The following is a 26,398-nucleotide window of genomic DNA, read 5'->3' as shown; positions in this document are numbered from 1 at the left end:
ATCCACAGAACTCGCTCGCGCGCCGGCCATCCCTATCCGCAGAAAGCTCACCAAAATCGCATAGCTTTTGGCCGCACACGCGCACGCCGAACAAGAACAATAGCGGCATGTCCGAAACGACCGCACATTCCCCCCTCCAGTTCGACCAGCTCGAAGCGAGCGCGGTCGCGATGTTCTTCGAGGCGCTTGGTCCCATTAAGAGCTATGTCGAAGCGCCCGACATTGCGGAGGTCATGATCAATCATGCCGACAGCGTCTGGATCGAGCGGCACGGTGAACTCCAGCAACTGGATATCCGGCTCGATCCAGCGATGATCGAAGGCGCGATCCGCGCACTCGCCGCCTCAGTGCAGAAGTCCGCCGTACGCGGCACCGACCAGGGCATCATCAACGCCGGCTATCAGGGCATGCGGATTGCCGCTGTCATGCAGCCGACCGCCATCGACGGCAACGCCCTCAGCATCCGTCGCCATCGCGAGAAGAACCTGTCGCTCGCCGACTACGTCGAGATGGGCGCCTTCTCCTCGCGAGTGGCGCGCAGCACTGCCAACGACAAGCCCATCTTCAACGGGGCGCTGGAAGACGATGCGCTCAAGGACGCCCTCACCGAATTGGTCAGGCAGCGCAAGAACATTCTGGTCGCGGGCGGGACCTCGTCGGGCAAAACGACGCTGCTCAACGCGTTGGTGGCCGAGATTCCCCACAGCGAGCGCGTGCTCTCCATCGAAGACACGATGGAACTCAAGATGTCCGTGCCCAACAAGGTGCGCCTGCTCTCAAACACAGACACTCGCGTGACCACCCAGCAACTGGTGGCCCTATCCCTGCGCTTTCGCCCCGATCGCATCCTCGTGGGCGAAGTCCGTAGCGGCGAAGCCTACGACCTGCTGCAAGCGCTCAACACCGGCCACGACGGCGGCATGGCATCGCTGCACGCGAACAACGCCCGCTCTGCCTTGTCGCGCCTCGAAGGTATGGCGATGCTAGGCATCCCAGCCGGCTCCCGCTGGGAGCTCAATGATATGCGCAAGCTCATCGCCGAGTGCTTTCAATACGTCCTGCACATGCGCCGCACGGGCGAGATGCGGCACGTATCGGAAATCCTGGAGATCCAAGGCTTCGACCAAAACGACTATGTCGTCAAACGTGTTTTCTAACTAGGAGTGCAACAACCCATGTTCCGACCCAAATCGCTGCCCGGCCTACAAGCCAGAGCCAACCGCATCCGTTCGCAACAAGCAGCCCTTTTGCTAGGGGCCGCGCTGCTTTTGAGCGCGCAAAGCGCCTTTGCAGCCGACCTTGGGATGTTCAGCGGCCTCACAAACATGATCTGCGCAATCATGGCTTTGGTGAGCGGCCCGGTACTCTTCGTGATCGGCGTCGTCGTCATCATTCTTGGCGCAATCGGCATCGCCAATTCCGAATCGACCATCGTCAAGATTGTCATGACGGCAATTGTCGGCGTAGGCATTGCCGCGGCCGCGATCCCGATCGCCAAGAACATGGGCCTCACCGCGTACTGCTGATCATGCGCCAGCATACCGTCAGCCGCTCCCTCTCCCTGCCCCGCATGATGGGCGGCGCGGTTCGGGGCCTCGCCATCGCCAACGGCACCATTACAGCCTTGCTGTGCTACGCCACCTACTCGGGCGGCGTGGTCACCATGGGCGGGTTCTTCCTGCTCGGGCTGTGCGTGCACCTTTTCTTGCGCTGGCTTACCACCCGCGACCCATGGTGGAACCTCGTGCTGAACGCCTACAACCACTACGGCGACGTGTATATGCCGGTGCCGTGGCATGGCAAGTTCAGCCCCCGATTTCGCCGCCCGTACGGCTTCGATAGCGACCTGCCATGCTGAAGCATCGCCCCATGCAAGAGATCGCACCGTGGATGACACTCGTCACCCCAGATCTGGTGCTCAACAAGGATGGCTCGCTGCTTGCGACCTATGAGTTTCACGGCATCGATGCGGACAGCCCCAACAGCAACGACGGGTCGGGCGCGCGCGACCAGCTGGACCAGGCTTGCCGCAGCTTCGACAGTCGCATCACCGCATGGTGGCGTCTACGCCACCGCCGCACTCGCGAGTACATTGGCGGCACCTTTCCTGCCGCCTCCGACGCTCGGCTCGACGCGCTGAACCGCGAGAACATGGCGAGCGGCCGGTATTTCCACAACTCGCACTCGCTGGCACTGGCCTACACGCCCGAGAACGGGATCGACAAGATCTTCGAGCGCATGGCGTACCACATGACCGAGGGGGGGAAGAACGTGGCGGTCGCCGCCTTCGAGACGGCCAAAGACGTGCTGCTGGCGCGAAACGCCTTTGCCTTCGACCTGGAGCGGACCGAGGCCGACGCCAAACGCTTCGAGTCCATGCTCGACGCCTTCACCGGAGGCGCAACCAAGCTCGGACTCTCTCGCCTGTCGATGCAGGAAGGCCTGGCCGCATTGCACCAGACGGCCAACCCCACCGTGCCCCCTCGCCCGGTGCGCTTCCCCGTCACGCTGCTGGATACCCACCTGACGGAATCCGAAGTCACCTGTGGCGCGGACAAGCTCTACTTCGATTCGGCCCACGGCAAGCGCTACGCCGCCATCGTCGCCATCAAAGAATGGATGGGCTTTCAGGAGGCAGCGCTCGATGCGCTCACGCAGCTCGATGTCGAACTTGACGTCTGCATTCTCTATCGCTTCCTCGATACCCATAAGGCGACCGGCCACATTGAGAAGATTCGCCGCTTCTACAAGATGGCCAGCTTCAATCTCTGGTCAATCATCAAGCAGATGGCCGCCAAGGAAGAGGCGGAGAACGACGAGGGACGCAAGCAGCTGGCCGCGGAGGCAGGCGACGCGCTGCGCCGCCTGACCGCCGAAGGCCAGCAGCATGGCTTCGTCAATATCTCCGTGATCGTCTACGGCGACACCGAGGCGGAATGCGAGGATGCCGTGAGCGAGGTGGTGGGCACTATCACCAATGCCGGGTTCGCCCCGATTCGTGAGAAGGCCAATCTGCTGCCAGCCTGGAACAGCACCCTGCCCGGTCGTTGGGACAAGCAGCGCCGGCTCCAGTTCGTAGAGACTCCGGCGGTCTCCGACATTGCGCCCCTCCGCTCCGTGCGGCCCGGCCCAACCCGGAACAACTGGCTTTCCAACCTGTCGGGGCGGGAGACGCCCCCGCTGACCTGTTTGCCCACGCGCCACCGGACGTCCCAACGGGTGGACATGCACCAACCGGGCGGAAACGGTCACCTACTTGTGCTTGGCCCCATCGGCGCTGGCAAGTCCGTCTTCCTCAATTTCCTTGTCACGCAGGCCGGCCGCCAGGGCGCCCGCCGTATCCGCTTCGACAAGGACCGTTCGACCCGCATCCCGACCCTGCTGGCCGGCGGTAAATTCGTTGACGTTACCGGCCGCTTCCAGGCCGCTACCCAAACCAATCCGCTGTCCCTGCTCGGTGACGCCGCCAATCACGCCTACCTCGCCGACTGGCTGGCGCTTGCCATCGAGGACGAGGACTTCCGCTGCACGCCGCAACAGCGCACCGATCTCTACCAGGCTGTCCAGATTCTTTCGCGTTTCCCCCGTGAGCGTTGGACGCTCTCGAATCTGTGCACGCAGCTACACGCCACGCTGCGTGAGCGCCTGCAGATCTGGGTGAAGGGTGGGCAGTACGGTCACTTCTTCGATCACGTCGAGGACGCCTTCGAGGTCAGCGACGATCTCTCGATCGAGATGGGCGACCTGTTCTCGAACTTCCCGCGCGCCGCGGCCCTGTTTATGGACTATGCGTTCTACCGCATCAGCCAGTCGATGGGCACGCGCTACACCATCATCGAAGTGGAGGAAGCCGGGTTCTTCTTCACCAACCCCCGCTTCTACGCGCGGCTGGAAACCTGGATCGTCACGATCCGCAAGCTCAACGGCGCAATCTGGATGGCGACGCAGTCGCTGCAGCAGATTGCCCGCGTGGCCGACTTTGAGATTCTCAAGGACAACATCGCCAACATTATCTACCTGCCCAACAGTCAGGCTGTGACGAGCAAGGATCTCTACTGCGATGTGTTTGGGCTCACGCTGGATCAGACCAAGCTGATTGCCGAGGCCGTGCCGAACAGGGACTACTACTGGACCACCAGAAGCCAGAGTCGAATGCTTCAGACCGCGTTCAGCAAGGAGATGGTGGCCATGCTGCGCTCCGACGGCTACGCGCAGGAAGTGCTCGATCGCCACTACGCAAGCGGCCTGCCCGACTGGCAGGAGCGGTATGTGCGCGAAGTGCTGGCCCGCGGCTAGTGAACTCCCCTCCTCAATCAGGAACCCACCCATGAAAAAGGCTCTCTCCGCCGCGCTGGTCACGGCAACGCTCATGATGTCGCCGCTCGCCCACGCCAGCGGCTGGCCAGTATTCGATGCGGCCAACTTCATCAAGAACACGATGACCGCCGCCCAAGCGCTCAAGACCGAGATCTACGAGAACACGAACATCGTCTATCAGAGCAAGATGATGCTCAACCAGTTGCAACAGGCGGTCGGCCTCGATCCCATCGCGATGGCCACCCAGGCCAAGGGCATCCAAGAGGACATCACGCGTTACCAGGCTTATGGCAGCGCCGTCAAGGACCTCTATGGCAGCGTCACCCAGACCGCGGATTTCCTCTCCAACGTGCAGGGTCTGGTCGCGGCCTCAGGCAAGACCCCCGACCAATGGTTCCGAGACCAGCGCACCTTGCTTGCCACCGGCGACAAGACCGCCAAGCGCCTGTTCGATCTTGGTCAGGATGTGACAACCAACAACAAGAAGCTCGCCGAGCGCCGGCGAGACCTGCAGTCTGACCTGAACCTGAACACGACCGCCCAGGCCACGGCTCAGTTGACCAACCAGATGCTGGACGTGATGGCTGGCCAGAATGCCGACCTGCTGCAACTGATCGGCGCCAAAACGCAGGCGGACGCCGTCAAGGACCAGAAGACGAATGCCGAGCAAACCGAGCGCACGAACAACGCCGACCAGTTGCAGCGCGACCGAGATGCCCAGTTGCGCGAGCTGGAGTCGCGTGTGTTCCGGAAGTAAGGCCGACGGCGTGACCATGAAACAGATTCTTCGAGCACTGTTGGCGTGCCTGTTCGCCTGCTGGCTGATCACGCACGGCGCGTTCGCCCAAGCCGGTAACCCCGCTGCTCCTGCAACCAACAGTGCTGAAAAGGGCCTGAAGCAGGCCGTCGGACAGGCGACTAACATTACCAGTGGCCTGATCGCGTCGGCCCTCGGTTTGAGCCACAAGGTATCTCCCGAGGCCGACAAGCTGGCCTTCGCCCTGGCAGTTATCACCCTCACACTCGCGAGCTTCCGCTTCATGGGCGCCATGCACCCCGTCGGCGCATGGGTCGGCCTCATTGAGACGATCACGGTGGTGGGCATCTTCGCCGCCATCTATCTAGCCTATGACGGCTTCTCCCAGGGCCTGTATGAGTGGTTCAAAACCCTGGCCGCAGGCCTCAGCGGCAGCGACAAGCTGAGCGCCGCGACAACGCTGGCCGTGACCGCCGGCAAGCTCTGGGATTCCGTCTGGCGCGTCATCAAGTCCGGTGACCTTCTGCAAGGGATTGTCAGTGCCCTGTTGTTGTTCTTCGCATTCATCGTTGTGGCGCTGACTTCCTTCGTCTACGCCTTTTTTATGATTCTCGGTGAAATTCAAGTGGCTGTTGGCATCGTGCTCGGCCCCCTTGCTGTCGCACTCGCCCTCTCCGACTACACGCGTCGCTATTTCATGTCGTGGCTAGATTTCATGATTGGCGGATGCATGTACACCGTGATCGCGGCGGTTCTCTCCAATCTGATCGGAGGCACCATGGAACCGGACCTGGGCAAGGTCAATCAAATCGGGACCGATACCGTCGCGGCAGCGGCCTACGCGTTGGGGATGGCCATCATGCTGCTACTCGTCTCGCTTGAGATTCCGAAGTTTGCGGGAGCAGTGTTCGGTAGCGGATCTGGCGCAACCGGTGGCTCGGCCATGAGCGGCATCGCGCGCGGCGGGTGGAACATTGGCAAGAAAATGGCAGGCGGATGATGAACCAGCACCTTCCCCAGGACGCCGCCGCCCTGCTTGCCTCGCACGACAAGCGCATTGCCCTGATCCGGCAGTATGCCAACGAGGCCAACCCGGCCGATTTCGATGCCAGGTGGCTATCGGTCCTGCACGCCTGCGCCAACTGGTTCTCCACCATGCCATTGCAGCCCGCGCAGCACGCGGAACCGGGCGGCGCCTTCCGCGCCACGGTGGAGACGGCCTACTTTGCCATGCGTCTGTCGGGCGGGCAGAAGTTCGCCGCCGACCAACCATCGGAGCGTCGTCGCCGGCTGGAGCCGCAGTACCTGTACGCGCTCTTTCTGGCAGCGTGCTGCACGTGGCTGGATGAGCCCTGCCGACACTTTCATTTTGTACGCGAGGATACCGGCGAGCAGTGGATGCCCGCCGCGCACGGTGCGTTTCACCCATGGCTCGACGGGAACCCATACCGTGTCATCCGCCTCGAAGGGGCGCTGCCGGTGGAACGTATGCGCAGCGCTTTACTCGCGCGCTCGATCTTGGGCGCCGATGCCCTGTCATGGCTTGAGGGTCCCGTGCTGTCCGAACTGTTCGGTGCCATCAATCCCGCGCCGATGCCGAATGGCCTCGAAGCCCAGTTGCACAAGATCGTACGTCAGGCCGTCGCCGCCGTTCGGGACTATGAACAGAAGGCACGGCGCGCGGTGTTCGCTCCCGATACCACCGTGCCGCCCTCGGCCGACCAAATGGCGTCTGCCGTCACGCCCGCTTCGCCTGTAGCCAGTGCCACGGCCCTCGCGCCGGCCAGCGTCCATGAGCCGGTTCCTCCTGCACCTAGCGCGGCAGCGGCCGCAGCTGCATTGTTCCAGCCGCCAGCCGCCGATCCTGCTCCGCTCCCCGGCGCGACCAACGCTCCGGTGGCGCCAGCCGCCCCGGCATCCGAACCACTCCCGGCACCAAGCGCACCCGCGGCGCCCGCCATCGATGCGGCGTCTCTGGGGCGTACGCGCCGCGATGCACCGGACCCGTTCGCCGCGCTCCTTGGCGGCTCGCGCATGATGAGCGAATTCTTCCGCGCCCTTGCCCAGGACGTCACCGCCGGAAAGGTAAAAGTCCTGTGGGCCGAGAAGGGACTCGTTCTGCCCAAGAAGATGGTCGGCAATTACGGAATCGCCAGCGACACGCTGATCGAGAACTTGCGCAAGCTGTCCTTGCTGTACGCCCTGCAGGGGACGGATCTGATTCTGCACGAACGCATCGGCACGCTGATCCTGCCGCGCCCCAACACACCTGCCTGAGTCCATGACCAAGTACATCAACCACTTTCGCCCGATGTTCGAGGCGCGCGCCGCTGCCGGATGGGCCGGCAGTGTTCCTCTGATTGCTGCGTCCGGCATGCCCCACGCAGGGTACTTCGCCGCCGCATGCGGAGCGATGCTGCTTTGGCGAAGCACCCAGGTTTGGCGAGCACTGTCATTTCGCATGGCCATCTCGACCAAATGGCTCGCCAAGGTGAACATCGACCAACTGCTCTCTAAAAGCGCCAAGCTACGCAAGAGCGACGATGCCATGTATCTCGGAACGGGCTTCGAGTGGACGCAGAAGCATTGCCAGATCGCGCACGACATCCTGCGTATGCCATCCTCCGAAATCCCCGGCCTGCCGCGGTGGTTGCCACCAAAAGTCAGCAGTGCGATCGAGGCCCGTTTCGGCCCTGCCCAGAGCATCCGTGACCATACGCCACAAGGGCAGTCCTGGATCCACGGTATGGAGCCGAACAAGGCTCCGGTGCCCTTGCACTACAAGGCACTGGGCGGACATACTGCGGTCGGCGGGACCACCGGCGCGGGCAAAACTCGTACCTACGAGCTCATTGCAACGCAGGTGATCCACAACGCCGAGGACGTGATTATTATCATTGATCCAAAGAACGACCGGGACCTGAAGGACCGCGTAAAGCGCGAATGCGAGCGGACCGGACGCAAGTTCCTGTACTGGAAGCAGGCCGCGCCTTCTGAGTCAATTCGCCTGAATCCACTGGAGAACTGGTCGCAGCCTTCGGAGATCCCCAGTCGGATCGCGCAGCTGATGGAGGAAGGCCCGTTCCGGGATTTCGCGTTTCTCTTCATCGACCGGGCCGTCAAGGGTGAGCTGTACGTCGGCGACAAGCCCAACCTGCGCTCCATCCTCAATTACGCGCAGTCCGGCATCAACAACTTGCTGGAACGCTGCCTCAAGCGTTTCTTCCCCGAACACGGACTGGCCGACTGGGAGGAAGAGGTCAACGGCTTCATGCAGAAGCTCGGCCAGAAGAGCGGCGCAACGGTGCTCGACGGCATGGTGCAGCTCTACCTCCAGCGGTTCGCCAATGTCGGGCAAGGACACGAGTCGATCGATGGCCTAGTCTCGACCTTCACACACGACCGCGAGCACTACATGCGCATCATCGCATCGGCGCTGCCGCTGCTGCAGATGCTGGCGACCGGCGAGACCGGACTGATGCTCGCGCCCAAGGCCGATGACTTCGAGGACGACCGGGAAATCTGGGACATCGACAAGATCATCAAGCAGAAGGCGGTGTTGTGTGTGGGACTCGACTCCATGTCCAACAGCATCGTTGCCAAGGCTATCGCGTCGATGATCCTGTCCGACATCGCATCGGTCGCCGGCACCATCTACAACTTCTACGACAAGCCGCCGGGCGTGGTGCTCATCATCGACGAGGTGGCCGAGGCGATCAACGAGCAGGTGATCCAGATTCTCAACAAGGGGCGCGGCGCGGGCTTCAAGGCCTTCGTCGCCTTCCAGAGCCGGTCCGATCTGGAGGCCAAACTCGGAAACGCAGCAAAAATGCTGCAGGTTTTGGCGAACCTCAACAACCAGATCATCTTACGATTGGAAGACACCGACACGGCGCAGTGGTTCTCGGACAAGGTCGGCGAAACCGCCATCACCAATATCGTCCAGTCGAGCACGACGAGCACCGGCAGTGAGGCCCACGTGGGCGAGTTCAGTGGGTCGGTGTCGCGTTCCCGGCAGCTTGAGAAGGTTCCGCTGATTCCCGTGCGCCTGATTACGCAGTTGCCCAATCTCCAGTACTTCCTGCGGGTCTCCGGTGGCGCCGTCTACCAGGGTCGCATTCCCATCATCGAAGGATAAGTTCGCATGACCAGCCTGTTTCGCCAGATCGTCAAAGAGCACAAGCTCTCGGCCAAGCTGTCGCCCGTGTTCATTTGCTTCCCGGAGCTGGACGACGTCTGCACCCGTCTCGTCGACTTCATCGGCCTGAACTTCATCGTGCGCGACGAGCCGCTGGTGAAGGAAATGCTGGTAGATGCGCTGGCCGGCTACAAGGCCGAGCGCAAGGAGGGCTCCGGCAATATCGCCTTCATGCGCGGCCTATTCGGCCGTTCGCACGACTTGTATGCCAAGCGCTACGCCGCCTTCAAAGGCGAGAAATACGTGGTCTGGGCGCCGTTCCTGGAGCCGATCCCGCTGTTCGAGGCGCGCCAGGCGCCAGGCTATGTCTGCCGTATGGTCGATGAGCCCTGCCCTGAGCCAATCACACCGCGCAGCGCCGCCTTCCAGCTGGCCGCGCGCGTACTCAAGGGACCGACCTTCCGCCGCTATTTCGAGGAATACGATGCCTGTGGCCAACTCGCTCATCGCTAGGCTCGCCCGCGTGACGCGCGTCGAGGTGGACGACATGCGCGCCTGGGTTCGCTCAAGCGACCCGAATGCCGTGGTTCCGGAGATGTTCGCCAACGGTCGCCATGCGTTCGCCTTGGCACTGCTGAAAGTCGAGCAGTCGCGCCCTGTGCTGTTCTGGGGCGGCCTGTTCGCCTTGCTCGCGATTCCGTGTCTCGTGCTTCATTCCCTGCTGCGCTGATATGTCCAATAGTCGTTTCGTTTCCCACATGCGGCTGTGGCTGGTCGTCACGCCAGTATTGATGGCGACACTCGTGCCCCTCCTGCCCGACAGCGCAAGGTTCGAAGTTGACGCGGCCGAACAGGCGTCTGTCGAATCGGTCTTTGGGGAGGATCGGGCCGCTGCGCTTGCCGATCGCGCGAACCAGCGCTTTCGCGAATGGTTTGTCGACTCGGGCTTGATCCGACGCTCCTTTGCGGGTTCCACCAACCAGTCTGTGGTCGGCGACGGTGGCTCGGCCGGCTTTGCCGCGGGGTGGATGCAACGCTTCTGGATGGAGCTGTACCGCGCCGTGTATCGGGCCACGATTGCCGGCAACTGGGGATGGGGCGCGCTGATCTTTGCCGCCGTCATGCTCAACGACGGCGCGGTCCAGCGACGCATCCGGGCGGCTGCCGCCGGCGTTGCAAGCCCTGTTGGCTTCCACCTGGCCGCACACGGCCTCCTGGCTGCAATGGGCCTCAGTGCCGTGGCAATGCTCCTGCCGATCTCGCTGCCTGCATCGGTATGGACCCTTGCCGTCGCGGGCGTAGGGAGCCTGTCCTGGCGCCTCGCCGCCTCGTTTCACGTGAACCGATAGCCGTACTCACCTGCTCTACCGCACTTTCATACATTCAACGCGGATCGCCCATTTTGGGGGTCCTTTCAGGAGAAACCGCATGACCACCATCACCGACACCGCCGTTGTCACTCCGCAGGACGAAGCCCTGCACACCGCCGCGGCCGACACCCTGGCTCAGGCCAATGCCGCAATAGGCGCGGCTGCCTCCACTACTGATGGCGCTGACGATGGCTCGCTCGAGCGCGAGCTGCTGGAGATGGACGCCGCGGCCGACACGCTGCGTAAGGAAGGCCTGATCACTTCGGCGGAAGCCGAGGAAAAGAAGGCCGAGGTCGCCAATACGCGCAAGCGCTTTCGCGATCTGAAACCGGAAGACCGCGCTGCGATCATTCGTCGTCGCCGCGAGATCGGCAGCCAGATCTTGACGCGGCAACTGGCCGGCGCGGCCGTCGTGCCCGTCGCCATCAAGCTCAATCACACGCGTCTGCGCCCGCTGTTCGAACAGTGGTGGCCGTTCATGAACCGCATGAGCATCAACCTGCAACGCTTCGGCAGCAGCACGTTTGCGAAGGGTGAGCTGGCAACCCTGGAAGACTACTTCGAGCGCACGCTGTCCAGGCTGGAGGACTATGTCGACGAGCAGTTGCGCGTCGCCGAGGCACTGCGCACACAACGGGAGGCGGAGATGCGCGCGAAAAACGATATCGTGTTTGAGCCGACCGTCACCCTGCCCTCGTTGAACCTGACCGTGGAAGCATACTCGCGCTTCTCCATGCGGGTGCTGGGCCTCCTTGCAAAGTTCGACCGCGCCATGGACCAGTTCGACTTCATGGTGTGGAACGGCATTCGCGACCAGTCCGATATCAACGACGAAGTCGCGCGTTTCCTGCGCACCTTCCATCCGCTTGGCCTGCGCAGCTACATGACTCACCTGAAGCTGATGACGACGGTTCGCGGCGTCTGAGTGATGCCTGGCCGCCCTTCTTCGCGATGGGCGGCACACTTCTTCAATACCTATTGTTCCAACATGAGCCTTGTGAACGCTACCGTGGAATTCCAGACCGATCTCGCCTCCTTCGGGGAGGGCGTGGTCATTGCCCACGATGAAGAGGCCGGCACGCTCGTAATTCGCGACGACGAGGGAATCCACTGGCGCGGTGCCGAGGATCATATCGTGGTGATCCTCTCTCCCAACGAACAGGTGGCTCATGCTGGATGAACTGAATCCGGCGCAGCGCGAAGTGGTGGAACTGCGGCGGCATTGCGTCGCGGTGGCCTGCCCGGGCGCGGGGAAGACCAAGACCATCGCCACCAAAGCGGCAATGCTCCTCGGCGAGCCCGGCGCAACGGTTGGTGCGGTGACGTTCAGCAAGGATGCGGCGTTGGAGCTGCGCGAACGTATCCTGGCGCTGTCCGGCCCAGGCGCCAAGAAGCGGCTGCTTGCGGGTACCTTCCACTCGCTTGCGTACAAGCAGTTGGGTGGAGGGAGCGAGAGCGCACCAGACATTGCGACCGATGGCGACCGCACAGGCTTGCTCATCCAGGTCCTCTCCGACGCGGGACTGGATTGGAAGGTGGAGGACGCCATTGCCGCCATCGAGGCAATCAAGACCAATTTCGGCCAGGTACAGGCTGATACCCCTGAGGCGCTGTTGTACCAAAGCTACCAGGATGCGCTGGAACGAAATGGGAAGATCGACTTCCAGGACATGCTGCGTCTTGCGGTCGACGGCATGCAGCGCGGGACCATCGCGCCCTATCCGCTGACCTATCTGCTGGTCGACGAGTTTCAGGACACGGATCCTCTGCAGTATCAGTGGATTGCGTTGCACGCCCAGGCCGGGTCGATCGTGACCGTGGTCGGGGACGACGACCAGAGCATCTACGGCTTTCGCTCGGCGCTGGGCTTCCGCGGCATGGAATCGTTCATTCGACAGTTCGAAGCTCAGCCGGTGGTGTTGGGAAACAATTACCGCTGCCACGCGGAAATCCTTGGCGCGGCCGACAGGATCATCCGAAACAACCGCGACCGGATTCCCAAGGAGTTGGTCGCGCACAAGGGGCCAGGAGGCGAGGTGTTGTTCCAGCGGTACCCGGATGAATATGCCGAAGCCGTGGCGGCCATGGAATACCTCGGGCCGGCGCTGCGCGAAGGTCAGTCCACCGCGATACTCGCCCGGACGAACCGGATTCTCGATCCCGTAGAAGCCGTCTGCCGATCCCACGGCATCAAGTACTACCGTGCGTCCGGCAAGTCGATTCTGAGCCGGCCCGAGGCAGCGCTGATGTGCAACCTCCTGGAACTGGTGCAGAAGACCAAGACGGCCGGGGTCGACGCCCTACTCTCCTTTGCCGGGATCGGCACGCAAGAGCTCAAGCTCATCCACCGGAAGGGCCGCGCAAGTACGGACCAAAGGCAGAAGAAGGAGTTGCTCGAGATGGGCCTGTCAGAGAATTCCGCTGACCGGTACCGCGAGCTGATGAAGCGGCTCGCGGAATGGCGATCTCTCTGTGACCGGCAGTTCTACTCGCTGGTGCTCGAAGGGGTGCGAGAGTGGATGCTGAAACACACCGATGTGGATCAGGCCAAGCGCGCCATTACCACGACCTACGACGTTCTCACGCGGCTCAACGGACCATTCTCGGAGCGGCTGGATTTCTTACACCGCGACAACAACGAACCCGCACCGGACGCGCTCATTCTCACCACCATGCACAGTTCCAAGGGACTTGAATGGGATCGGGTATGGATCATCCGGGCCGAAGAAACGGTGGTGCCGGATGAAAAAAGCACCGAGTCTGAAGAGCGGCGGCTGTTCTATGTAGCGGTGACACGCGCTCGCGCACAGTTGCGGATCAGCACGGCAAAGAAGAATCCGACTTCACGCTTCGTCCTTGAGGCGCGGCTGGAATGATGCTCAAACTATCTGACCAGCGATGGTCTCCAGATTGTGGTAACGCCGCGAATGTGGCGCAGGCCTTCAGTCACGCAGCACTCGAATCGGCGTTTCACTAGCGACCTGATGACCTTTCAGACGATCGCGCAAACGCTGTGACTTCCTGCATGGTGGACTTCCGTCATTTCACGCCGCACGCTGTTCTATCGACGGCACACAACGACTTGGTCGGGGCTGACTGCTAACGGCGTGAACATGTGCCCCAGGATCTCACTTCAGATTTTCGCTCGTGCCCCTCGAATCGGGTTGCCCGTGAGCATCGCCCCAGAACGCCGCTCGTATTCGCGGTCATCAATCCACTGCGCTTATGCCGACGTCCTAGCAATCTTTGGAGGCAAGTCTTGATCCCATAAGTAGCTCTGAAAAAACAAAAGCCTGGAGTTGGCGCTCCAGGCTCTTGCTTGAAAAGAAGGCGTGTAAGCGAAGACTTAGCTTCAACAACCCTCTCGACCAGCGACGGCTCGAGTGTATGGAGCTCTCTCGTCGCTGTCAACGCTCGTTCCCACATGTTTGATTTGAGCGAAGATGTATTCAGGCTTCGAAGGGCACTCGTTCGCCCGAAAACAGTCGTCATGCGGCAGTGCGCCGCATTCTCTGGCCGCGTGCGACACAAATACTAGGCGACCCAAAGCTGCGAGGTGTGACGCCGACCGGCTACCCGAACGTATCCTTAGAGCGATTGCATTGGCTTATGAGTCCGAAGAGTTTCGGGCATTGCACATCACGACCCGGCAGGTACTGGCCACGCTAATACGCTTTGCACTGAACAAGTCGGACCCCACGGCACTCGCCTTCTTGAAGAAGGCGACGATTGCAGGGCACCTTGCGATCAGCGAGGCCACCGTCTATCGGGCGCTTGGCGCGCTTGAGCGGGCCGGCTTGATTGAGCGTGAACGTCAACAACGCACAAGAGCAAACCTCCGTGTGGTTGGGCGAATAGCGTTCACCGGAAGGTTGCTCCAACACATCGGGATGGCGAGTCAGCAATTTAGCGCCGCGATGCACCACGAGATTGCCCCAGTGGAGTCGGGGCTCTCCTCTGCATCTCTCGCACGAGTGAGCGGCGTAAACAACCCCAAGCAGTCTTCTACGAAGAAACATCCCGGGACGGGATCCTTTGTGCGAATCAACAATCAGGCAGTGCCATTCGATCTGGCGCCGCTCGTGCAAGATCAAGAGCTCAAAGCATCTGGACTGTTTCTACTCATGCGGCTTGCTCGGAACGGTGGCCACCGGCTCTCTGACATCGTGTCGGTGGCCGGCCATGCTCTGAGGCCACTCCGTGGGCGAGAGCTGTTCGCATACCTTAAGTCGCTGCTCGAAAGGCCCATCGACTTTGGTCATGTCGCCCGAGTGCAGAAGGCTCGAGAGGAAGAGGAGCGAGCGGCCACGGCTAGAGCGGCTCTGGAGCAGCAGCAGGTCGCTCAACTCGTGGAGAGGTACCGCGGCAAGCGGGTGTCAGCGCCGGGCGGGCGGATTTACGAGGTCGACTCGGCATCCATTGTGATCACCGAGACCAACGGACTTCGAAGTTCTTTGGGGCACGCTCGGGCGCACGCATGGCTCATTGAGATGGACAGGGTTGCAGCCAAGCTCTCCCCTGTCCGTGCCCAGCCGATGCCCGAGGCTCCCCGGCCATCCTCGGCGAAGGCGCGCGCGGCTATCGAACATCTCCGCCAGCTGGTACTCCGCAGACCAGTGCCTCAATTCGTTTGGAGCGCGTGATCGCCGGTACCCAGTTACGCGCTCCAACGCACCTGGATGCGCCCCGGCGCGCTTGAATGCAATGGTGGCAAGTGCGAGTCTGGCCTGGGTTGGGGGGGCCCTGCTCGGCCCCCCCGAGAGCGCTTCTGTCCCGTGCACGCGCGGCCCGACTATCAGTCGCATATCGCAGAGGACGGGGAATCCTTATGTTCGCTTTCCACCTGCCGCGCAGAAAGTATTTGCTGGCAACCAGCCCTTTCCGGGGTCGAACACTAATAGCATCGCCAGGGCCAATCACTATTAGCGGTTCGCCTACGTTAGAGGTCGATCACTAAGGTTGAGGCATCTCTATCGGGGTCAATCACTAAGGTGGGAGGCGCGCCTGTCGGGTTCGATCACTATGGCCGATAGGCGCCCTACCGGGTCGATCACTAAGGCGGGAGGCGAGCCAATCGGGCTCGATCACTATGGCGGGAGGCGAGCCAATCGGGCTCAATCACTATGGCGGGAGGCGAGCCAATCGGGCTCGATCACTATGGCGGGAGGCGAGCCAATCGGGCTCGATCACTATGGCGGGAGGCGAGCCAATCGGGCTCGATCACTATGGCGGGAGGCGAGCCAATCGGGCTCGATCACTATGGCGGGAGATGCCCCCATCAGGGTCAGTCATTAACCCTTGAGGCAGCCCATCAGGGTCAATCACTAGTAGTCGCCCGCCCCGTATTGCTTAATGGCGAACTCATTGGCAGGGTGGATCAGTATGACAGCGACTATCGCCCATCAGCAGAACCTGTAATCGCGAGAGCAAACCGTCTGCACATGTGCATATTGCAGCACTATGGCTTAGAGCCTCGGTCTGGGCTGCTGACACCAACGCTAGATGCGGGGTCAATCACTAAGGGTATCCACAGGCCGGAGCCAGCTTAAAGCACGGCGGCAAAGCGCCCATCAGGGTCGAAAACTAGTACCGATTCCCCCTATTCAGGGTCAATCACTAACCCTTACAGACTTCTAGTGGTCTTTTAAGCACTGTCGCAGTGGCACTTCCATTATCCCTGGAAGCCTGGGTATGCGAGTACTCACACCACTCATAGTGAATGACCCTGAATCAGGGGCGATCACTATGCCCTTTGCGAAGTCAAAGGCGATAGACGAGCGGGGTCAATAAGCTAAACCAGTGGACCCGTCGCCCAGGTGGTTGAAACTTACCGCTGGAGCGGGGTCAATCACTAGGTCTGCCAAGATGACAATCGGCCCGGAGCCGCTCTGCAACCGGACTCAGGGCCTTGTCGAACGGCCATCCACAGCCAGCGGCAGGGTCAATCACTAGCCCTCGCTCACCGCCAATCGACTTGAGGTTGTCATCGTAACGTTATGATTTTTAAATGGAAGTTTTGGATATGGCCGGATTGGATGCGATCCACCACCGTCATCGGTTCCGACCCAACAGCCGGGTCGATCACTAAGTCATGGCCCGAGTTATCCACACTTTATGAATATGGGCCGGTGTAACCGGCACCTCAATCGCCCGGAAAGCTATGCCGGGCTTAGTTTTCGGCCCGGCGCCGCTCGTGAACCCGGGAGCCTAGTGTTCGACCCCGCGTCCCCTTAGCGATCGGCCCCGGTCCCATTAGGTATCGGGCCCGAACACTATTAGTCGACGGGGCCTGTCACTATTAGTCTCAGCGTCAGAAAAAATCTTGTAACAAGTTGATTTTAATACGTTTTTTCTGTCCTTAGTCTTTTCTTAGTCTTTCCTTTAGTCAATACGAACCCGAACCAACGGATCCACGTGCCTCCTACCCATGTTTCCCATGGCCTACCTTCGGTAGGCTGACCCCGCGTCGTTGTCGTAAACCGACGCAAAAAACCGCTCGTATGCAAAAATCGGGGTCAATCACTAGGCATTCGGGGTCGATCACTAATAGATCAAGGCGCAGGTGCCTTGACGGACTCACCACGCCAACCATAATTGCCAGCAGCGTAAACATCCCGACACAAACATGGCCGGCACACCAACCACAAAGAAGGATCCGCTCGCAGCGATGCGCAGTGATGCCGGCACGCTCGACTTCGACCGGGTGCATCTAGTCCACCAGGAACAGCTTCCAATGTGGCCGGAGGATGATCGGGCCTTTCCGAACAGTATGGCGCGCTCAGCCATCTTCGCTGCAGTAACTGGCCCTCACCCACGAGAGTTCTACAAGCAACCCAAGGTTCTCGCTTCGCTGAGCAACTACGTTGTCACCTACCAAGGTGCTGAGTTACGCCAGGACGACCTGACGGTCTTTTCCACACTGCTCCACCTTGCGCGCCAGACGAAACTCGGCCATCCCGTACGCTTCACCGCCTACAGCATGCTCAAAGAGCTCGGCTGGTCGATCAACTCCGACGAATACGCGCACCTGCGAGAATGCTGTGAACGGCTGCAATTCACCTCCTTGAAGATCACCACGAACAAGGGCGCAGGCGGCTACGCCGGTTCCCTGATTGCAGAGTTTCACTGGAAAGACGATTCCGGCAACAAGTTAGACGAGTGGTACGTCGTTCTGGCGCCTACGATCGCGGCCATGTTCGGCCCCGAGACCTACACCCTCCAGTCATGGTCGGTACGTAAGAAAATCGGCGGTCGCTCGCCTCTCGCACAGTGGCTGCACTTCTTCCTCGGCTCGCATGACGAGCCGATACCCATTTCGGTTGGCAAGTATCACGAACTGAGCGGCAGCAAATCCAAGAACCTGGACGACTTCCGCCGCCGTCTCAAGGCAGCACTGCAGAAACTTATCGACGTGGGTTTCCTCAAGAGCTTCCGAATTGCTGAAGACCTGGTGCATGTAGAAAAGGATCCGAAGTACCGGTCAAAAGGCGGGCGACTGAAACTAGCTTGAAGCGTCGACTTCCCGAGGAACCTTTCCCGCTACGACAGCCTCTTCAGCGAGCAACGTCCAGCACCCGGATCGATGAGAATCGCTCCAGCCGGTTGGACCGCTTCCTTGTCTGGTGGCTTTCCTTGGAATCTAGGATCCGATCTTTCGTGCACTAACTAAATTGAGAAGGTTCGACGAGCCAGGTGATATCAGCCAAGCTCCGACGGCTCAAGCCCTACTTCGGTCGGAAGTCGTCCTCACGGGGACTGTGCTACCGCTCGAGAAAGTCAGTTTCATTAAAGAGGTCGGCCAATGACGCGACCCATGGCTCCAGTACTCCGCCCAAAATAGAATTCCATGCTTACGCTGGTGCAGACGTCGATACCCGGATGACTCCTCGCTTCGATAAGCTTCCTAAGTTTGGTCGATTCAAGTTAGCAGAACCGCGGGCACTTGCTTTCGCTCGCCACGTCGAATCAGAGCATCGCCGTTTTCGAATAGCCTTCAAGTACCACTTCAGTTTGTGTCTTCGCCAATCATCATTCTTCGCAAATAAAATTATTAATATTAAAAATGTTTTGGCGCAGATCGCCGAGACGATCACGGCTCCTCCCCAATTGATCTGTCGCGACCTCGCAGCAGCCACTTTCAAGCTTGAAAGTCCTTCTGACCGTCTGCCAGCGCACAACGAAGCGGGCTCTGGCATCGGCATTCAACGGAAGCGAGCGCCGCTTTCAAGTGTGAAAGCTCGCACTCTCGGTGTTCCCGCCGCCCGGCAGTAAACCTTCATGCCTGAAAGGCTTCACAGGGGTCCCCTTCCAGAATCCAGCTTTCATGCATGAAAGCCCAAACGCCGTAAGGTTTCCGACCGCACACAGGCCTGCACTTTCACGTATGAAAGTCGGTTGATGCCGAATCTCTCGGGGCAACCTGACTTTCACACGTGAAAGTTGTCCTCGCAATGTTGTACCAGATGCGCTGGCTGAGACTCGCCGCTGATGATCGCTAGCAGGCGGCTGCTTTCAAGCGCGAAAGTGGAGTTTGCAGATGTGGATCATGTCAGGGCGAGTTGTCCCAACTTTCACGCTTGAAAGTCGACCTACCTAACGAGGTGCGACGGCCAGCCGGTTGAATTTTCACGCGTGAAAGTTGGTTGCTGGAGATGCCGTGCAATGGTGTCACTTTCAAGCGTGAAAGTCGTTCGCATGATCTTCGGCCACAGACGAGCTGCAGTCGAAGATCAGCACATTCAAGCTGGAAAGTTGTCTCTAGCGGCGAGTGATTTCATGGGTGAAAACGAGCGTGGGAACCCTGGTGCCTCCTTATCGGGCGGCTGCGGCTTTCAAGCTTGAAAGCTTGAAGACCCGCTCCGATGCGGGGCAAAGAAGAATGACGCTTTGATTCCCTGTTTGGTCAGTTCTTAGGTGTGAGACCCAGAGGCACACAACACGTGGCCAACGTGCGCCTTTCACGCTTGAAAGTTGACGGACCGCAAGACGAAGCGCTTGGCGTTTGAAGGGAGGCGGGGTTCCAGATCTACACGTGCAACCCAAGTTCTCCTTGGAGATCGATTTGCGATCGCATGGAGGCTTTCAAGCATGAAAGTGTCTATCGCTCACATTACAACTGCGCCTGTGGTTACGGTGCAACGCGAGTAGGTTGTTTTCTTTGCTTTCATGCTTGAAAGCGCCTAATACGACCTGATGCCGACTACAGTAATGGATGGGTTCATATTTTCATAATTTTCAATATCTTTTGGGGAAATATATGTCCGCGAAGGTTGTTACGGTCTTCAATCAAAAGGGCGGCTGTGGGAAGACGATGGTCTCCATGCAGCTCGCGGCCAGCTTTGCGTTGCGCGGTCTCCGCACCTTGCTGATCGATATGGACAAGCAGGGCACCAGTACAATTTGGGCAGGGCAGGGCAGCGTTGACACGCCCTTTCCTGCTACCGTCATCAGCCTCGCCCCGCTCAGGGACAAGCTAATTGGAGAGGTTGCAAAGCATGCCGAGAACTATGACGTTGTCGTTATCGACTGTCCGCCGGCAATCGAGTCATCCATCCCGTGGGCAGCGCTCAATATCTCGGACCTGGCGTTGATTCCAGTTATTCCCTTGATGGACAACGTCTGGGCGAGCCGGGAAGCGAAGGAACTTGCGCGTCGTGCGCGCGAAGAGAACCCGGAGCTCCAGACCTATTGCATCCCCTCGATGTCCCGCCGTGGGAATGTTTTCAAAGCCTGCACGGAGATTCTTGCGGAAGACAAGGACATCCCGTTGCTGGACACGGGCCTTCAACAGCGAAACGCCTACGGCGAGTCCCAGATGTATGGTCTTAGTGTTCATGGACTGTCCGGATCTTCCGCTGCGACGAAGGAAGTCGAAGAACTCGCGAAGGTCGTGCTGTCTAAACTTGGCATCAACACGGCGAAGAAGCCGGCCAAGGCCAAGCCGGTTAAGCAGAAGGAGGCGGCATAATGGCTAAGAGTCGACTGGAACAAATGAGGGAGCAAGCAAACAAGGCCCTCAATGCGGCGCCGCCCCCTGACCGGTTTGCCCGGGCGCAAGCGCTGATGGAACGTCAGCCAACAGGTTTTTCCGAAAAGCAGCCCGAACCGGCAAATGTTAGCCAGCCTACTGCCGAAATTCTTCGCGGAGATTTCACCCACGAAGGCCCCCCAAGCATGCACCTGAAGCCGAGCCGGGCCGAGGGTGCTTCGTCAGGAGCCGCCCAGCTTGCCAATGAGCCGTTCTACGAGGAGACGGACGTTGGGCTGATCGACGAGAATCCGTTTAACGCCCGACGTCTATATCGTCCGGAGCGCGTGCATGAGCTCGCCGGGAGCATGCGGGCGGACGGCCAACTTGTTCCTGGTATCGCGACCATCCGCGATGGCCGCCGCGTCCTTGCCGGAGGCCACTACCGCTTCAAGGCACTAAAGGTGGCGGGCATTTCCCGCATGAAGCTGCTGATCCACCCGAGCCTGACGGACCAGCAGCTGTATCAGCTCTCCTACAAGGAAAATGCTGAGCGCGAAGCCCAGTCACCACTGGACAATGCACTTGCCTGGCGCGCGCTCATTGACGAGGGCATTTATCCGAATGAATCCGCTATCGCGGAGGTCACAGGCATGTCCCTGCCAAACGTCAACAAGACGCTGGCCATCCTAAAGCTCTCGGAGAGCGTTCTCGACACGGTGAAGGAACGGCCCGAGCCGTTCGCACTATCCACGCTGTACCAGCTGACCTTACTCGAACGCGCGGCTGGCGCGGCAGTAGCGGGAGTCATGGCAATCAAAGTGCGTGACGAGGTCGCCGTATGTCGGGATGTGGAGGAGGCGAGGGCTCGATACGAGAACAAGACTGTTCGCAAGCAAAAGGAGACTTCCCGTCAGCACCGCTTGGTGGGTTCCGATGGCTCGCCGCTCGGTGTTCTAAAGGACTGGGACTCCGGAAAGGTTTCATTCGAGATTACCTTGCCGGATGCTGCTCAGCGTCAGGCGCTCGTCGAAGAACTCAAGGCGAGGTTCGCGCCGCCAGCCGCTTCAGACGGCGCATAAGAAGCTAGTACTCGCCATGCCAGAAGGGGCGAACAGCAAATCGAAACGTGGGCCGCCACGGATCTGCGCTAAGTGCTTGAATTGCAACAAAAAGATCTTGGCGCAGTTTGACGCCGGTGAAAAATGGGCACCCAAATGTAATGTAAATTATTTTTGGCGGCTCAGAGTGAGGAGCGCTCATACATCTGGGCGTCGCGCTTGCTTCATGAGCTACTCTGATTGATAGCACGCAATAGTTGGAAGATGCCCAAGGTAGGAGCGCTCGGGAAAATTGTGTATGGCATAGTCACTGCTGACCAATTGCCTAGCGTGCCGGGGCCGACGGGGGGCGCGTGTCGCGCTCGGACCGCGGAGCCGGATACTGGTCATCGCCGGTCGCGATTGGCTGGCGGGGCGGAGGCGGTGTCGCCGCGGTATTTCGCGGGACCCCCTCGCAGCCTCCGAGGGCTAGCACCAACCCGATAAGAATCGTGGGACCAACCGACGCGGCGGCCAAGGCGTGGCAAGTGCGAAGCGCTTGGCGGCAGGGCATGGCGAGGCTCCTGGAATGTACTGTCTAAAGTTTAGGCCAGCCGTCTGGCGACGACGCCGGTGAGTTTGAGAAGACCGTACAGGGTAGTCGACTCGCTCGCGGCAGGATTCTCGATTGGTTCCACATCGCCATGCAGTTCAACGCAGCGCAGCGTTCCGTCTTCGGCAGCAAGTGTTGAGGGAAGCCGTTAAAAAGCCCGGGACGGTGTTTGCCAGGGCCAAGACACACGTCGTCGCCCAATCCACGGGACGTGCCGCTGAGCGAAATCCTGAAACTCCTCATTCAAGAGGGCAACCCGCACTTGCGCGACACTATGCGCTCCCGCAGGCGTCCACCGCATATGTTGCCCTTTGCACATGCGGCAACCAATGATTCGATTGATAGATGATTCGACAAAGCCGGTTGAGATTCGTAGGCCAACGCGCTGCCGGGTTCGATAGTCGATCAATGAATCAAGGTTACTGTTGAGATAGCAAACGAGATTAAGAAGCTTGTTGCGGGCTTGCTCGGCTTTGCAGCTCCATTTCGGTTCAATCTCCTTACGCAACTCAAGCAGACGAAACAAGGTTTCAGCGCGTTTCTGCCAACGTACCGACTGACCGGTCCAGACGTCACTGCGGAAGCGGACAAAAGTCTCCCAAAGCTCGAACTCTGATCCATCGGGTGTAAGGCGCCCATAGGCCAGAGGCGAGATAGCTTGATCGACGTGCCGCATCATTCGGCCAATATGAGCCCAGTCGAGTACCCATTCGGTATCGAACGGAAGGTTGTCAGCAACCCCGGCAAGATCGCGGGCGCCGTCAGTCACGACACAGATTTCATGAGGATCGTCGTATCCGCTGTCCTCCAAAAAATTGGTCATTTCTTCGTGCAGTCGTTTGATGCGCGGCATGGCGGACGCCCAGACCCGGGGTTGTTTGCCGCTCTGGCCTAATGCCGCAACGACGACGGCTATCGACGAAGAGCTTTTGTATGCTTCTGCGCGATTGTCCTTGCCGGCGCCCTTGTGATTGTTTCGTGCTCGCTTAACGTAGCTGTTGAGGAACGAGGTCCGTCCGAGCCATGCAAACCATGCGTAAGAGCAAGCACATCGCTGCAGGTTGCCAAAGCCCTTTGATTCGTAAGCGAAATTCGTCCTAAAGTACGCTGCACGGCAGTTACCAAAAAGCAACGTCAGCGCGTGGATGTTCAACATCCTTGAGAATGCGCCGAAATGACCCTAATGTAGGACGAGGAAAAATCCTCCGGGGCCTTCCATGAAAAAGGAGCCCGAAAATCGCGAACTGGCAGCGGCGCAAATCTTCCGCCCGCTTGGCCAGGCGCCCCTCACTCGCAAGCAGGCAGTTCTTGCAGGAAAGCTATTACGCTTGCACCCTTCTTCAGTGTACCGGTTGCGCCGACGTTTTCTAGAAGACCCGGTGACAGAGTCATTGCTGCCGTCCCCGTCTGGTCCACGTCGAGGGCAATACATGCTCTCGGATGAAGTCGAGGCAATCATTCAGGACGTCCTATCTGATTGGCTTCCGCGGCAGAAGCATCTGGCTCATCCCCATAATGAGATTTGCCGAGAGGTTCGCCTGCGGTGCGCCGCCGCAGGCGCAACACCGCCTTCCCGGCCTACGATATCCCGTCGGTGGGCCGACCACCGTGACAAAGAAAGCATGAAGCTTTCGGGCGCAGCGCCGGGCCACTTTGCGGCACGGCACCCTTTGGACATTGTGCAGATCGACCACACACTTGCCGACATCCTGCTGGTCGATGAGGTGTTTCGCCGCACGATCGGCAGACCATGGCTTACTTTGGCAATCGACGTCGCCACGCGGTCGGTCGTGGCAATCTACGTCGGTTTCGACCGCCCCAACGCGGCGACTGTCGCGCTGCTTCTTACGCGGATGGTCCTACCTAAGGCGCCCTGGTTGGCGAGCCGGGACATCACGGTAGACTGGCCGATGCATGGCGTGCCGAAGGCATTGCACCTCGACAACGCTGCCGAGTTCAAAAGTAAGGCACTGCGAGCGGGATGCAATCAGTACGGAATCGAGCTGATGTATCGCCCGCCTGGCCGACCGTACTTCGGGGGCCATATAGAGAGACTGAACCGTACCATCATGGAAAAGGTACATAGTCTGCCAGGCTCGACCGGGTCGTCGACGAAAGGACGAAAAGCTCGCAAGCCAGAGGCGGAGGCCGCATTAACCCTCCCAGAGTTCGAGCAATGGTTGATGTATGAAATCGGACAGACCTACCATCACAGTGCCCATCGAGGCCTTGGCGGCGCGACACCATACTCCGCGTGGTTGACGTTGTCTGAAGCATCGAAGCCCCGGCTACTCCCCGACTCGGCTGCCGAAGAACTTCGCTTCCTCATTCAGTTCCTGCCGATGAGCCGGCGCACCATCCAGGCTGACGGCTTGTCGCTGTTCTATTTGCACTATTGGCATCCGATCTTCACCGCCTGGCGGGCGGCCAATCGTCGCGTCGTGGTGCGATACCATCCAGAGGACCTATCGAGAATCTTCGTCAGTGCTGATGGCAAGGAATACATCGAGGCGAGCTTTGCCGACTTGCGTCGTGGCCGAATCTCCCTGTGGGAACAAAAGGCAGCACTCAAGCATCTCCGGTCGCAGGGGGAATCCCACGTCACGGAGTCTGCGATATTCAACGCAATAGCTGCGCAACGCCGCATCATAGAAGGGGCAACAACGAAGCGGCGGTCTGCAGACAGACGCGGAAGGGCAGGGGATTCACCTTTTCCGGCAAGGGGGAGAGCCAGTCAGCAGACGAAATCCCCCGATGCGTCATCGCCACCGCCGGATGTCGACTACAGCAAGCCGGCGCCAATTTATCATGTAGAGCAACTGTGAATTGGCAATGGGTGCTTCCTTGACACACCTTCTGCCGGATGTCCGGTCTTTAGCGAGGAGCGACGACAATGTTCGCATTCTCGCCTTGGCCCGCGATCGATGGATCGACTATCCCCGCGCAACTCAGGCGTTCGAGCTCCTGGACCGGTTGGTGAAGATCCCTCCGCGGCAGCGTATGCCGTGCGTTCTGCTGTATGGTGAATCGAACATCGGAAAGACCCAGGTCATCGCGAAATTCGAACGGCGCCATCCTCCGGAATACGACGAAGTAGCAGGCGTGGAGCGCCGAAAGGTTGTGTCTATGCAGATGCCACCCACGCCCGACCAGAACCGCTTCTACACATCGCTCCTGTTCGAGCTTGGAGCGCCGTTCAACGCATCAGCGAGGCTAACCGTGCTCGAGAATCTGAGTCGCGAGGTGCTACGGAAAGTTTCACCTCGCATGCTGGTGGTAGATGAAGTTCATCACCTCTTGTCGGGAAGTTATCGCGAGCAGCGCGCCTCACTGAACCTGCTCAAGTTCCTCGCCAACGATCTCCAGATGACGATTGTCCTTGTGGGGACGCACGATGCTGAGATCGCACTGCAAACCGATGCCCAAATGAGCAGTCGCTTTGCGCGCTTCGAGATGCCTCGATGGCAGGAATCGGAAGCCTTCCGGGGACTTCTGGGGGCATTCGAACGCATTCTTCCTTTGCGACGGCCGTCGAACCTGTCGAGGCGAGAAGTTGTCGCGGCGATTTTGGCGGCGAGCGGAGGTCTGACCGGTGAGGTCTCGCGGCTTTTGAATGCTGCCACCGAGCTGGCGATTCGCGATGGAAGGGAGATGATCGATGTCTCTCACATCGAACACGCCCGGAACAGCGTGCTTTAACCAGACGAGGCCGTGGCCAGTGGCCCCACGTCCCTTTGATGGGGAGGCGTTTGGGAGCTGGCTTGGACGACTCGCTGGCAAGTATTCCATGACGGTCGAGCAGCTTTGGATGCACGCCGATCTCGGTCCGATGCCAGCTTTAACACGGTGGAAATGGCTTCTGTTTCCGCCAGTGCCGCTCGAGAGCTTGGAGCGTCTCTCACAGCTAACCCACGTAAGAGTGGATCGCCTGACAGCCATGCAGACTCCAATCGGTTGGGTCTATGAACGACGTCACTTACAGTATTGCTATCCTTGTTTGATCCTGAATCCTGCCGACGTCTGTTCGCCATTCTGGAAACGCGAGTGGCTCGATCCGACCTTTTCAACGTGCGTGCAACATCCCGGCAAGCTCGAATCGACGACCTGGTACTGGCACTACCTTAAGCTCGACAACTTTAATCAGCTGCTTCGACGAGTCTACGCAACGCCCCACCGGGATATTGGTTGGCACTGAA

The 26,398-nt window shown here is 59.8% G+C and carries 22 protein-coding genes and 1 pseudogene; 22 read left to right on the top strand and 1 reads right to left on the bottom strand.

The window, feature by feature from the left end:
• Positions 1-107 precede the first annotated feature (107 nt).
• The 19 genes from AC3FKH_RS21215 to AC3FKH_RS21125 all read left to right on the top strand — a co-directional run bounded on the left by AC3FKH_RS21215 (position 108) and on the right by AC3FKH_RS21125 (position 21,631).
• Complete coding sequence (locus tag AC3FKH_RS21215; protein ID WP_488677788.1) at positions 108-1,157, top strand: TadA family conjugal transfer-associated ATPase; 1,050 nt, start codon at positions 108-110, stop codon at positions 1,155-1,157.
• Positions 1,158-1,175: 18 nt separating this feature from the next.
• Complete coding sequence (locus AC3FKH_RS21210) at positions 1,176-1,526, top strand: TrbC/VirB2 family protein (RefSeq protein WP_223999989.1); 351 nt, start codon at positions 1,176-1,178, stop codon at positions 1,524-1,526.
• A 2-nt stretch (positions 1,527-1,528) separates the two neighbouring features.
• Complete coding sequence (locus tag AC3FKH_RS21205) at positions 1,529-1,858, top strand: conjugal transfer protein (protein ID WP_488677787.1); 330 nt, start codon at positions 1,529-1,531, stop codon at positions 1,856-1,858.
• Positions 1,852-4,296 (top strand): VirB4 family type IV secretion system protein, encoded by a 2,445-nt coding sequence (locus tag AC3FKH_RS21200; RefSeq protein ID WP_488677786.1) that lies wholly within the window; start codon positions 1,852-1,854, stop codon positions 4,294-4,296. Before AC3FKH_RS21205 ends, AC3FKH_RS21200 begins: the two co-directional genes overlap by 7 nt.
• Before the next feature lie 31 nt (positions 4,297-4,327).
• Positions 4,328-5,074, top strand: coding sequence for a conjugal transfer protein TrbJ (locus AC3FKH_RS21195; RefSeq protein WP_488677784.1), 747 nt, complete (start codon positions 4,328-4,330; stop codon positions 5,072-5,074).
• Between the two features lie 16 nt (positions 5,075-5,090).
• Positions 5,091-6,074 carry a type IV secretion system protein gene (locus AC3FKH_RS21190; protein WP_488677782.1) on the top strand — a complete coding sequence of 328 codons (984 nt, stop codon included), beginning with the start codon at positions 5,091-5,093 and terminating at the stop codon, positions 6,072-6,074.
• Complete coding sequence (locus tag AC3FKH_RS21185) at positions 6,074-7,351, top strand: TraI domain-containing protein (protein ID WP_488677936.1); 1,278 nt, start codon at positions 6,074-6,076, stop codon at positions 7,349-7,351. The genes AC3FKH_RS21190 and AC3FKH_RS21185 overlap by 1 nt, the downstream gene beginning before the upstream one ends.
• Positions 7,352-7,355: 4 nt before the next feature.
• Positions 7,356-9,212, top strand: coding sequence for a conjugative transfer system coupling protein TraD (gene traD, locus AC3FKH_RS21180; RefSeq protein WP_488677781.1), 1,857 nt, complete (start codon positions 7,356-7,358; stop codon positions 9,210-9,212).
• Positions 9,213-9,218: 6 nt separating this feature from the next.
• Positions 9,219-9,725, top strand: coding sequence for a hypothetical protein (locus tag AC3FKH_RS21175; RefSeq protein WP_488677779.1), 507 nt, complete (start codon positions 9,219-9,221; stop codon positions 9,723-9,725).
• Positions 9,703-9,942, top strand: coding sequence for a hypothetical protein (locus tag AC3FKH_RS21170; protein WP_488677777.1), 240 nt, complete (start codon positions 9,703-9,705; stop codon positions 9,940-9,942). Before AC3FKH_RS21175 ends, AC3FKH_RS21170 begins: the two co-directional genes overlap by 23 nt.
• Positions 9,943-9,970: 28 nt before the next feature.
• Entirely contained in the window at positions 9,971-10,561 is a 591-nt protein-coding gene (locus tag AC3FKH_RS21165) for an IncC plasmid conjugative DNA transfer DtrJ family protein (RefSeq protein WP_488677776.1), read from the top strand.
• Between the two features lie 79 nt (positions 10,562-10,640).
• Positions 10,641-11,507, top strand: coding sequence for an ATPase (locus tag AC3FKH_RS21160; RefSeq protein ID WP_488677775.1), 867 nt, complete (start codon positions 10,641-10,643; stop codon positions 11,505-11,507).
• Positions 11,508-11,591: 84 nt separating this feature from the next.
• The gene (locus AC3FKH_RS21155) at positions 11,592-11,762 is read left to right on the top strand and encodes a hypothetical protein (RefSeq protein ID WP_488677774.1); all 171 of its coding nucleotides are present in this window, start codon (positions 11,592-11,594) and stop codon (positions 11,760-11,762) included.
• Positions 11,752-13,458, top strand: a complete 1,707-nt coding sequence (locus AC3FKH_RS21150; protein ID WP_224000013.1) for an ATP-dependent helicase — start codon at positions 11,752-11,754, stop codon at positions 13,456-13,458. The genes AC3FKH_RS21155 and AC3FKH_RS21150 overlap by 11 nt, the downstream gene beginning before the upstream one ends.
• Positions 13,459-14,214: 756 nt before the next feature.
• A complete protein-coding gene (locus AC3FKH_RS21145; RefSeq protein WP_224000015.1) occupies positions 14,215-15,225 on the top strand; it encodes a helix-turn-helix domain-containing protein in 1,011 nt (336 codons plus the stop codon).
• Positions 15,226-17,207: 1,982 nt separating this feature from the next.
• The gene (gene trfA / locus AC3FKH_RS21140) at positions 17,208-18,092 is read left to right on the top strand and encodes a plasmid replication initiator TrfA (RefSeq protein WP_224000017.1); all 885 of its coding nucleotides are present in this window, start codon (positions 17,208-17,210) and stop codon (positions 18,090-18,092) included.
• 368 nt (positions 18,093-18,460) lie between these two features.
• The gene (locus AC3FKH_RS21135) at positions 18,461-18,853 is read left to right on the top strand and encodes a hypothetical protein (RefSeq protein ID WP_488677772.1); all 393 of its coding nucleotides are present in this window, start codon (positions 18,461-18,463) and stop codon (positions 18,851-18,853) included.
• A gap of 985 nt (positions 18,854-19,838) precedes the next feature.
• Positions 19,839-20,549, top strand: coding sequence for an AAA family ATPase (locus AC3FKH_RS21130; protein ID WP_224000019.1), 711 nt, complete (start codon positions 19,839-19,841; stop codon positions 20,547-20,549).
• The gene (locus AC3FKH_RS21125) at positions 20,549-21,631 is read left to right on the top strand and encodes a ParB/RepB/Spo0J family partition protein (RefSeq protein WP_488677771.1); all 1,083 of its coding nucleotides are present in this window, start codon (positions 20,549-20,551) and stop codon (positions 21,629-21,631) included. Before AC3FKH_RS21130 ends, AC3FKH_RS21125 begins: the two co-directional genes overlap by 1 nt.
• Before the next feature lie 719 nt (positions 21,632-22,350).
• Here AC3FKH_RS21125 and AC3FKH_RS21120 read toward each other — a convergent pair.
• A pseudogene (locus AC3FKH_RS21120) lies at positions 22,351-23,196 on the bottom strand (ISKra4-like element ISBusp5 family transposase); the annotation flags it as partial.
• Between the two features lie 223 nt (positions 23,197-23,419).
• Here AC3FKH_RS21120 and AC3FKH_RS21115 point away from each other — a divergent pair.
• Genes AC3FKH_RS21115 through AC3FKH_RS21105 form a run of 3 tightly spaced genes read left to right on the top strand, consistent with a single transcriptional unit; the run spans position 23,420 to position 26,397 of the window.
• Positions 23,420-25,027, top strand: a complete 1,608-nt coding sequence (locus AC3FKH_RS21115) for a transposase (RefSeq protein WP_488677770.1) — start codon at positions 23,420-23,422, stop codon at positions 25,025-25,027.
• A gap of 7 nt (positions 25,028-25,034) precedes the next feature.
• Complete coding sequence (locus tag AC3FKH_RS21110) at positions 25,035-25,901, top strand: TniB family NTP-binding protein (RefSeq protein ID WP_488677769.1); 867 nt, start codon at positions 25,035-25,037, stop codon at positions 25,899-25,901.
• A complete protein-coding gene (locus tag AC3FKH_RS21105; protein WP_488677767.1) occupies positions 25,861-26,397 on the top strand; it encodes a TniQ family protein in 537 nt (178 codons plus the stop codon). The genes AC3FKH_RS21110 and AC3FKH_RS21105 overlap by 41 nt, the downstream gene beginning before the upstream one ends.
• Position 26,398 lies beyond the last annotated feature (1 nt).

Source organism: Cupriavidus sp. 21MJTG02-4 (assembly GCF_057798975.1).
Note: the sequence above shows the minus strand (reverse complement) of the source record. Positions and strands in the feature narration are given on the sequence as shown.

Excerpts from the sequence above, each read along its gene's own strand:
- trfA (WP_224000017.1), top strand. The coding sequence starts at position 17,208 with ATGGCCGGCACACCAACCACAAAGAAGGATCCGCTCGCAGCGATGCGC.
- AC3FKH_RS21210 (WP_223999989.1), top strand. The coding sequence starts at position 1,176 with ATGTTCCGACCCAAATCGCTGCCCGGCCTACAAGCCAGAGCCAACCGC.
- AC3FKH_RS21215 (WP_488677788.1), top strand. The coding sequence starts at position 108 with ATGTCCGAAACGACCGCACATTCCCCCCTCCAGTTCGACCAGCTCGAA.
- AC3FKH_RS21190 (WP_488677782.1), top strand. The coding sequence starts at position 5,091 with ATGAAACAGATTCTTCGAGCACTGTTGGCGTGCCTGTTCGCCTGCTGG.
- AC3FKH_RS21110 (WP_488677769.1), top strand. The coding sequence starts at position 25,035 with ATGGGTGCTTCCTTGACACACCTTCTGCCGGATGTCCGGTCTTTAGCG.
- AC3FKH_RS21165 (WP_488677776.1), top strand. The coding sequence starts at position 9,971 with ATGCGGCTGTGGCTGGTCGTCACGCCAGTATTGATGGCGACACTCGTG.
- AC3FKH_RS21150 (WP_224000013.1), top strand. The coding sequence starts at position 11,752 with ATGCTGGATGAACTGAATCCGGCGCAGCGCGAAGTGGTGGAACTGCGG.
- AC3FKH_RS21185 (WP_488677936.1), top strand. The coding sequence starts at position 6,074 with ATGAACCAGCACCTTCCCCAGGACGCCGCCGCCCTGCTTGCCTCGCAC.
- AC3FKH_RS21200 (WP_488677786.1), top strand. The coding sequence starts at position 1,852 with ATGCTGAAGCATCGCCCCATGCAAGAGATCGCACCGTGGATGACACTC.
- AC3FKH_RS21105 (WP_488677767.1), top strand. The coding sequence starts at position 25,861 with ATGTCTCTCACATCGAACACGCCCGGAACAGCGTGCTTTAACCAGACG.
- traD (WP_488677781.1), top strand. The coding sequence starts at position 7,356 with ATGACCAAGTACATCAACCACTTTCGCCCGATGTTCGAGGCGCGCGCC.
- AC3FKH_RS21195 (WP_488677784.1), top strand. The coding sequence starts at position 4,328 with ATGAAAAAGGCTCTCTCCGCCGCGCTGGTCACGGCAACGCTCATGATG.
- AC3FKH_RS21130 (WP_224000019.1), top strand. The coding sequence starts at position 19,839 with ATGTCCGCGAAGGTTGTTACGGTCTTCAATCAAAAGGGCGGCTGTGGG.
- AC3FKH_RS21125 (WP_488677771.1), top strand. The coding sequence starts at position 20,549 with ATGGCTAAGAGTCGACTGGAACAAATGAGGGAGCAAGCAAACAAGGCC.
- AC3FKH_RS21175 (WP_488677779.1), top strand. The coding sequence starts at position 9,219 with ATGACCAGCCTGTTTCGCCAGATCGTCAAAGAGCACAAGCTCTCGGCC.
- AC3FKH_RS21205 (WP_488677787.1), top strand. The coding sequence starts at position 1,529 with ATGCGCCAGCATACCGTCAGCCGCTCCCTCTCCCTGCCCCGCATGATG.
- AC3FKH_RS21160 (WP_488677775.1), top strand. The coding sequence starts at position 10,641 with ATGACCACCATCACCGACACCGCCGTTGTCACTCCGCAGGACGAAGCC.
- AC3FKH_RS21115 (WP_488677770.1), top strand. The coding sequence starts at position 23,420 with ATGAAAAAGGAGCCCGAAAATCGCGAACTGGCAGCGGCGCAAATCTTC.
- AC3FKH_RS21135 (WP_488677772.1), top strand. The coding sequence starts at position 18,461 with ATGACTCCTCGCTTCGATAAGCTTCCTAAGTTTGGTCGATTCAAGTTA.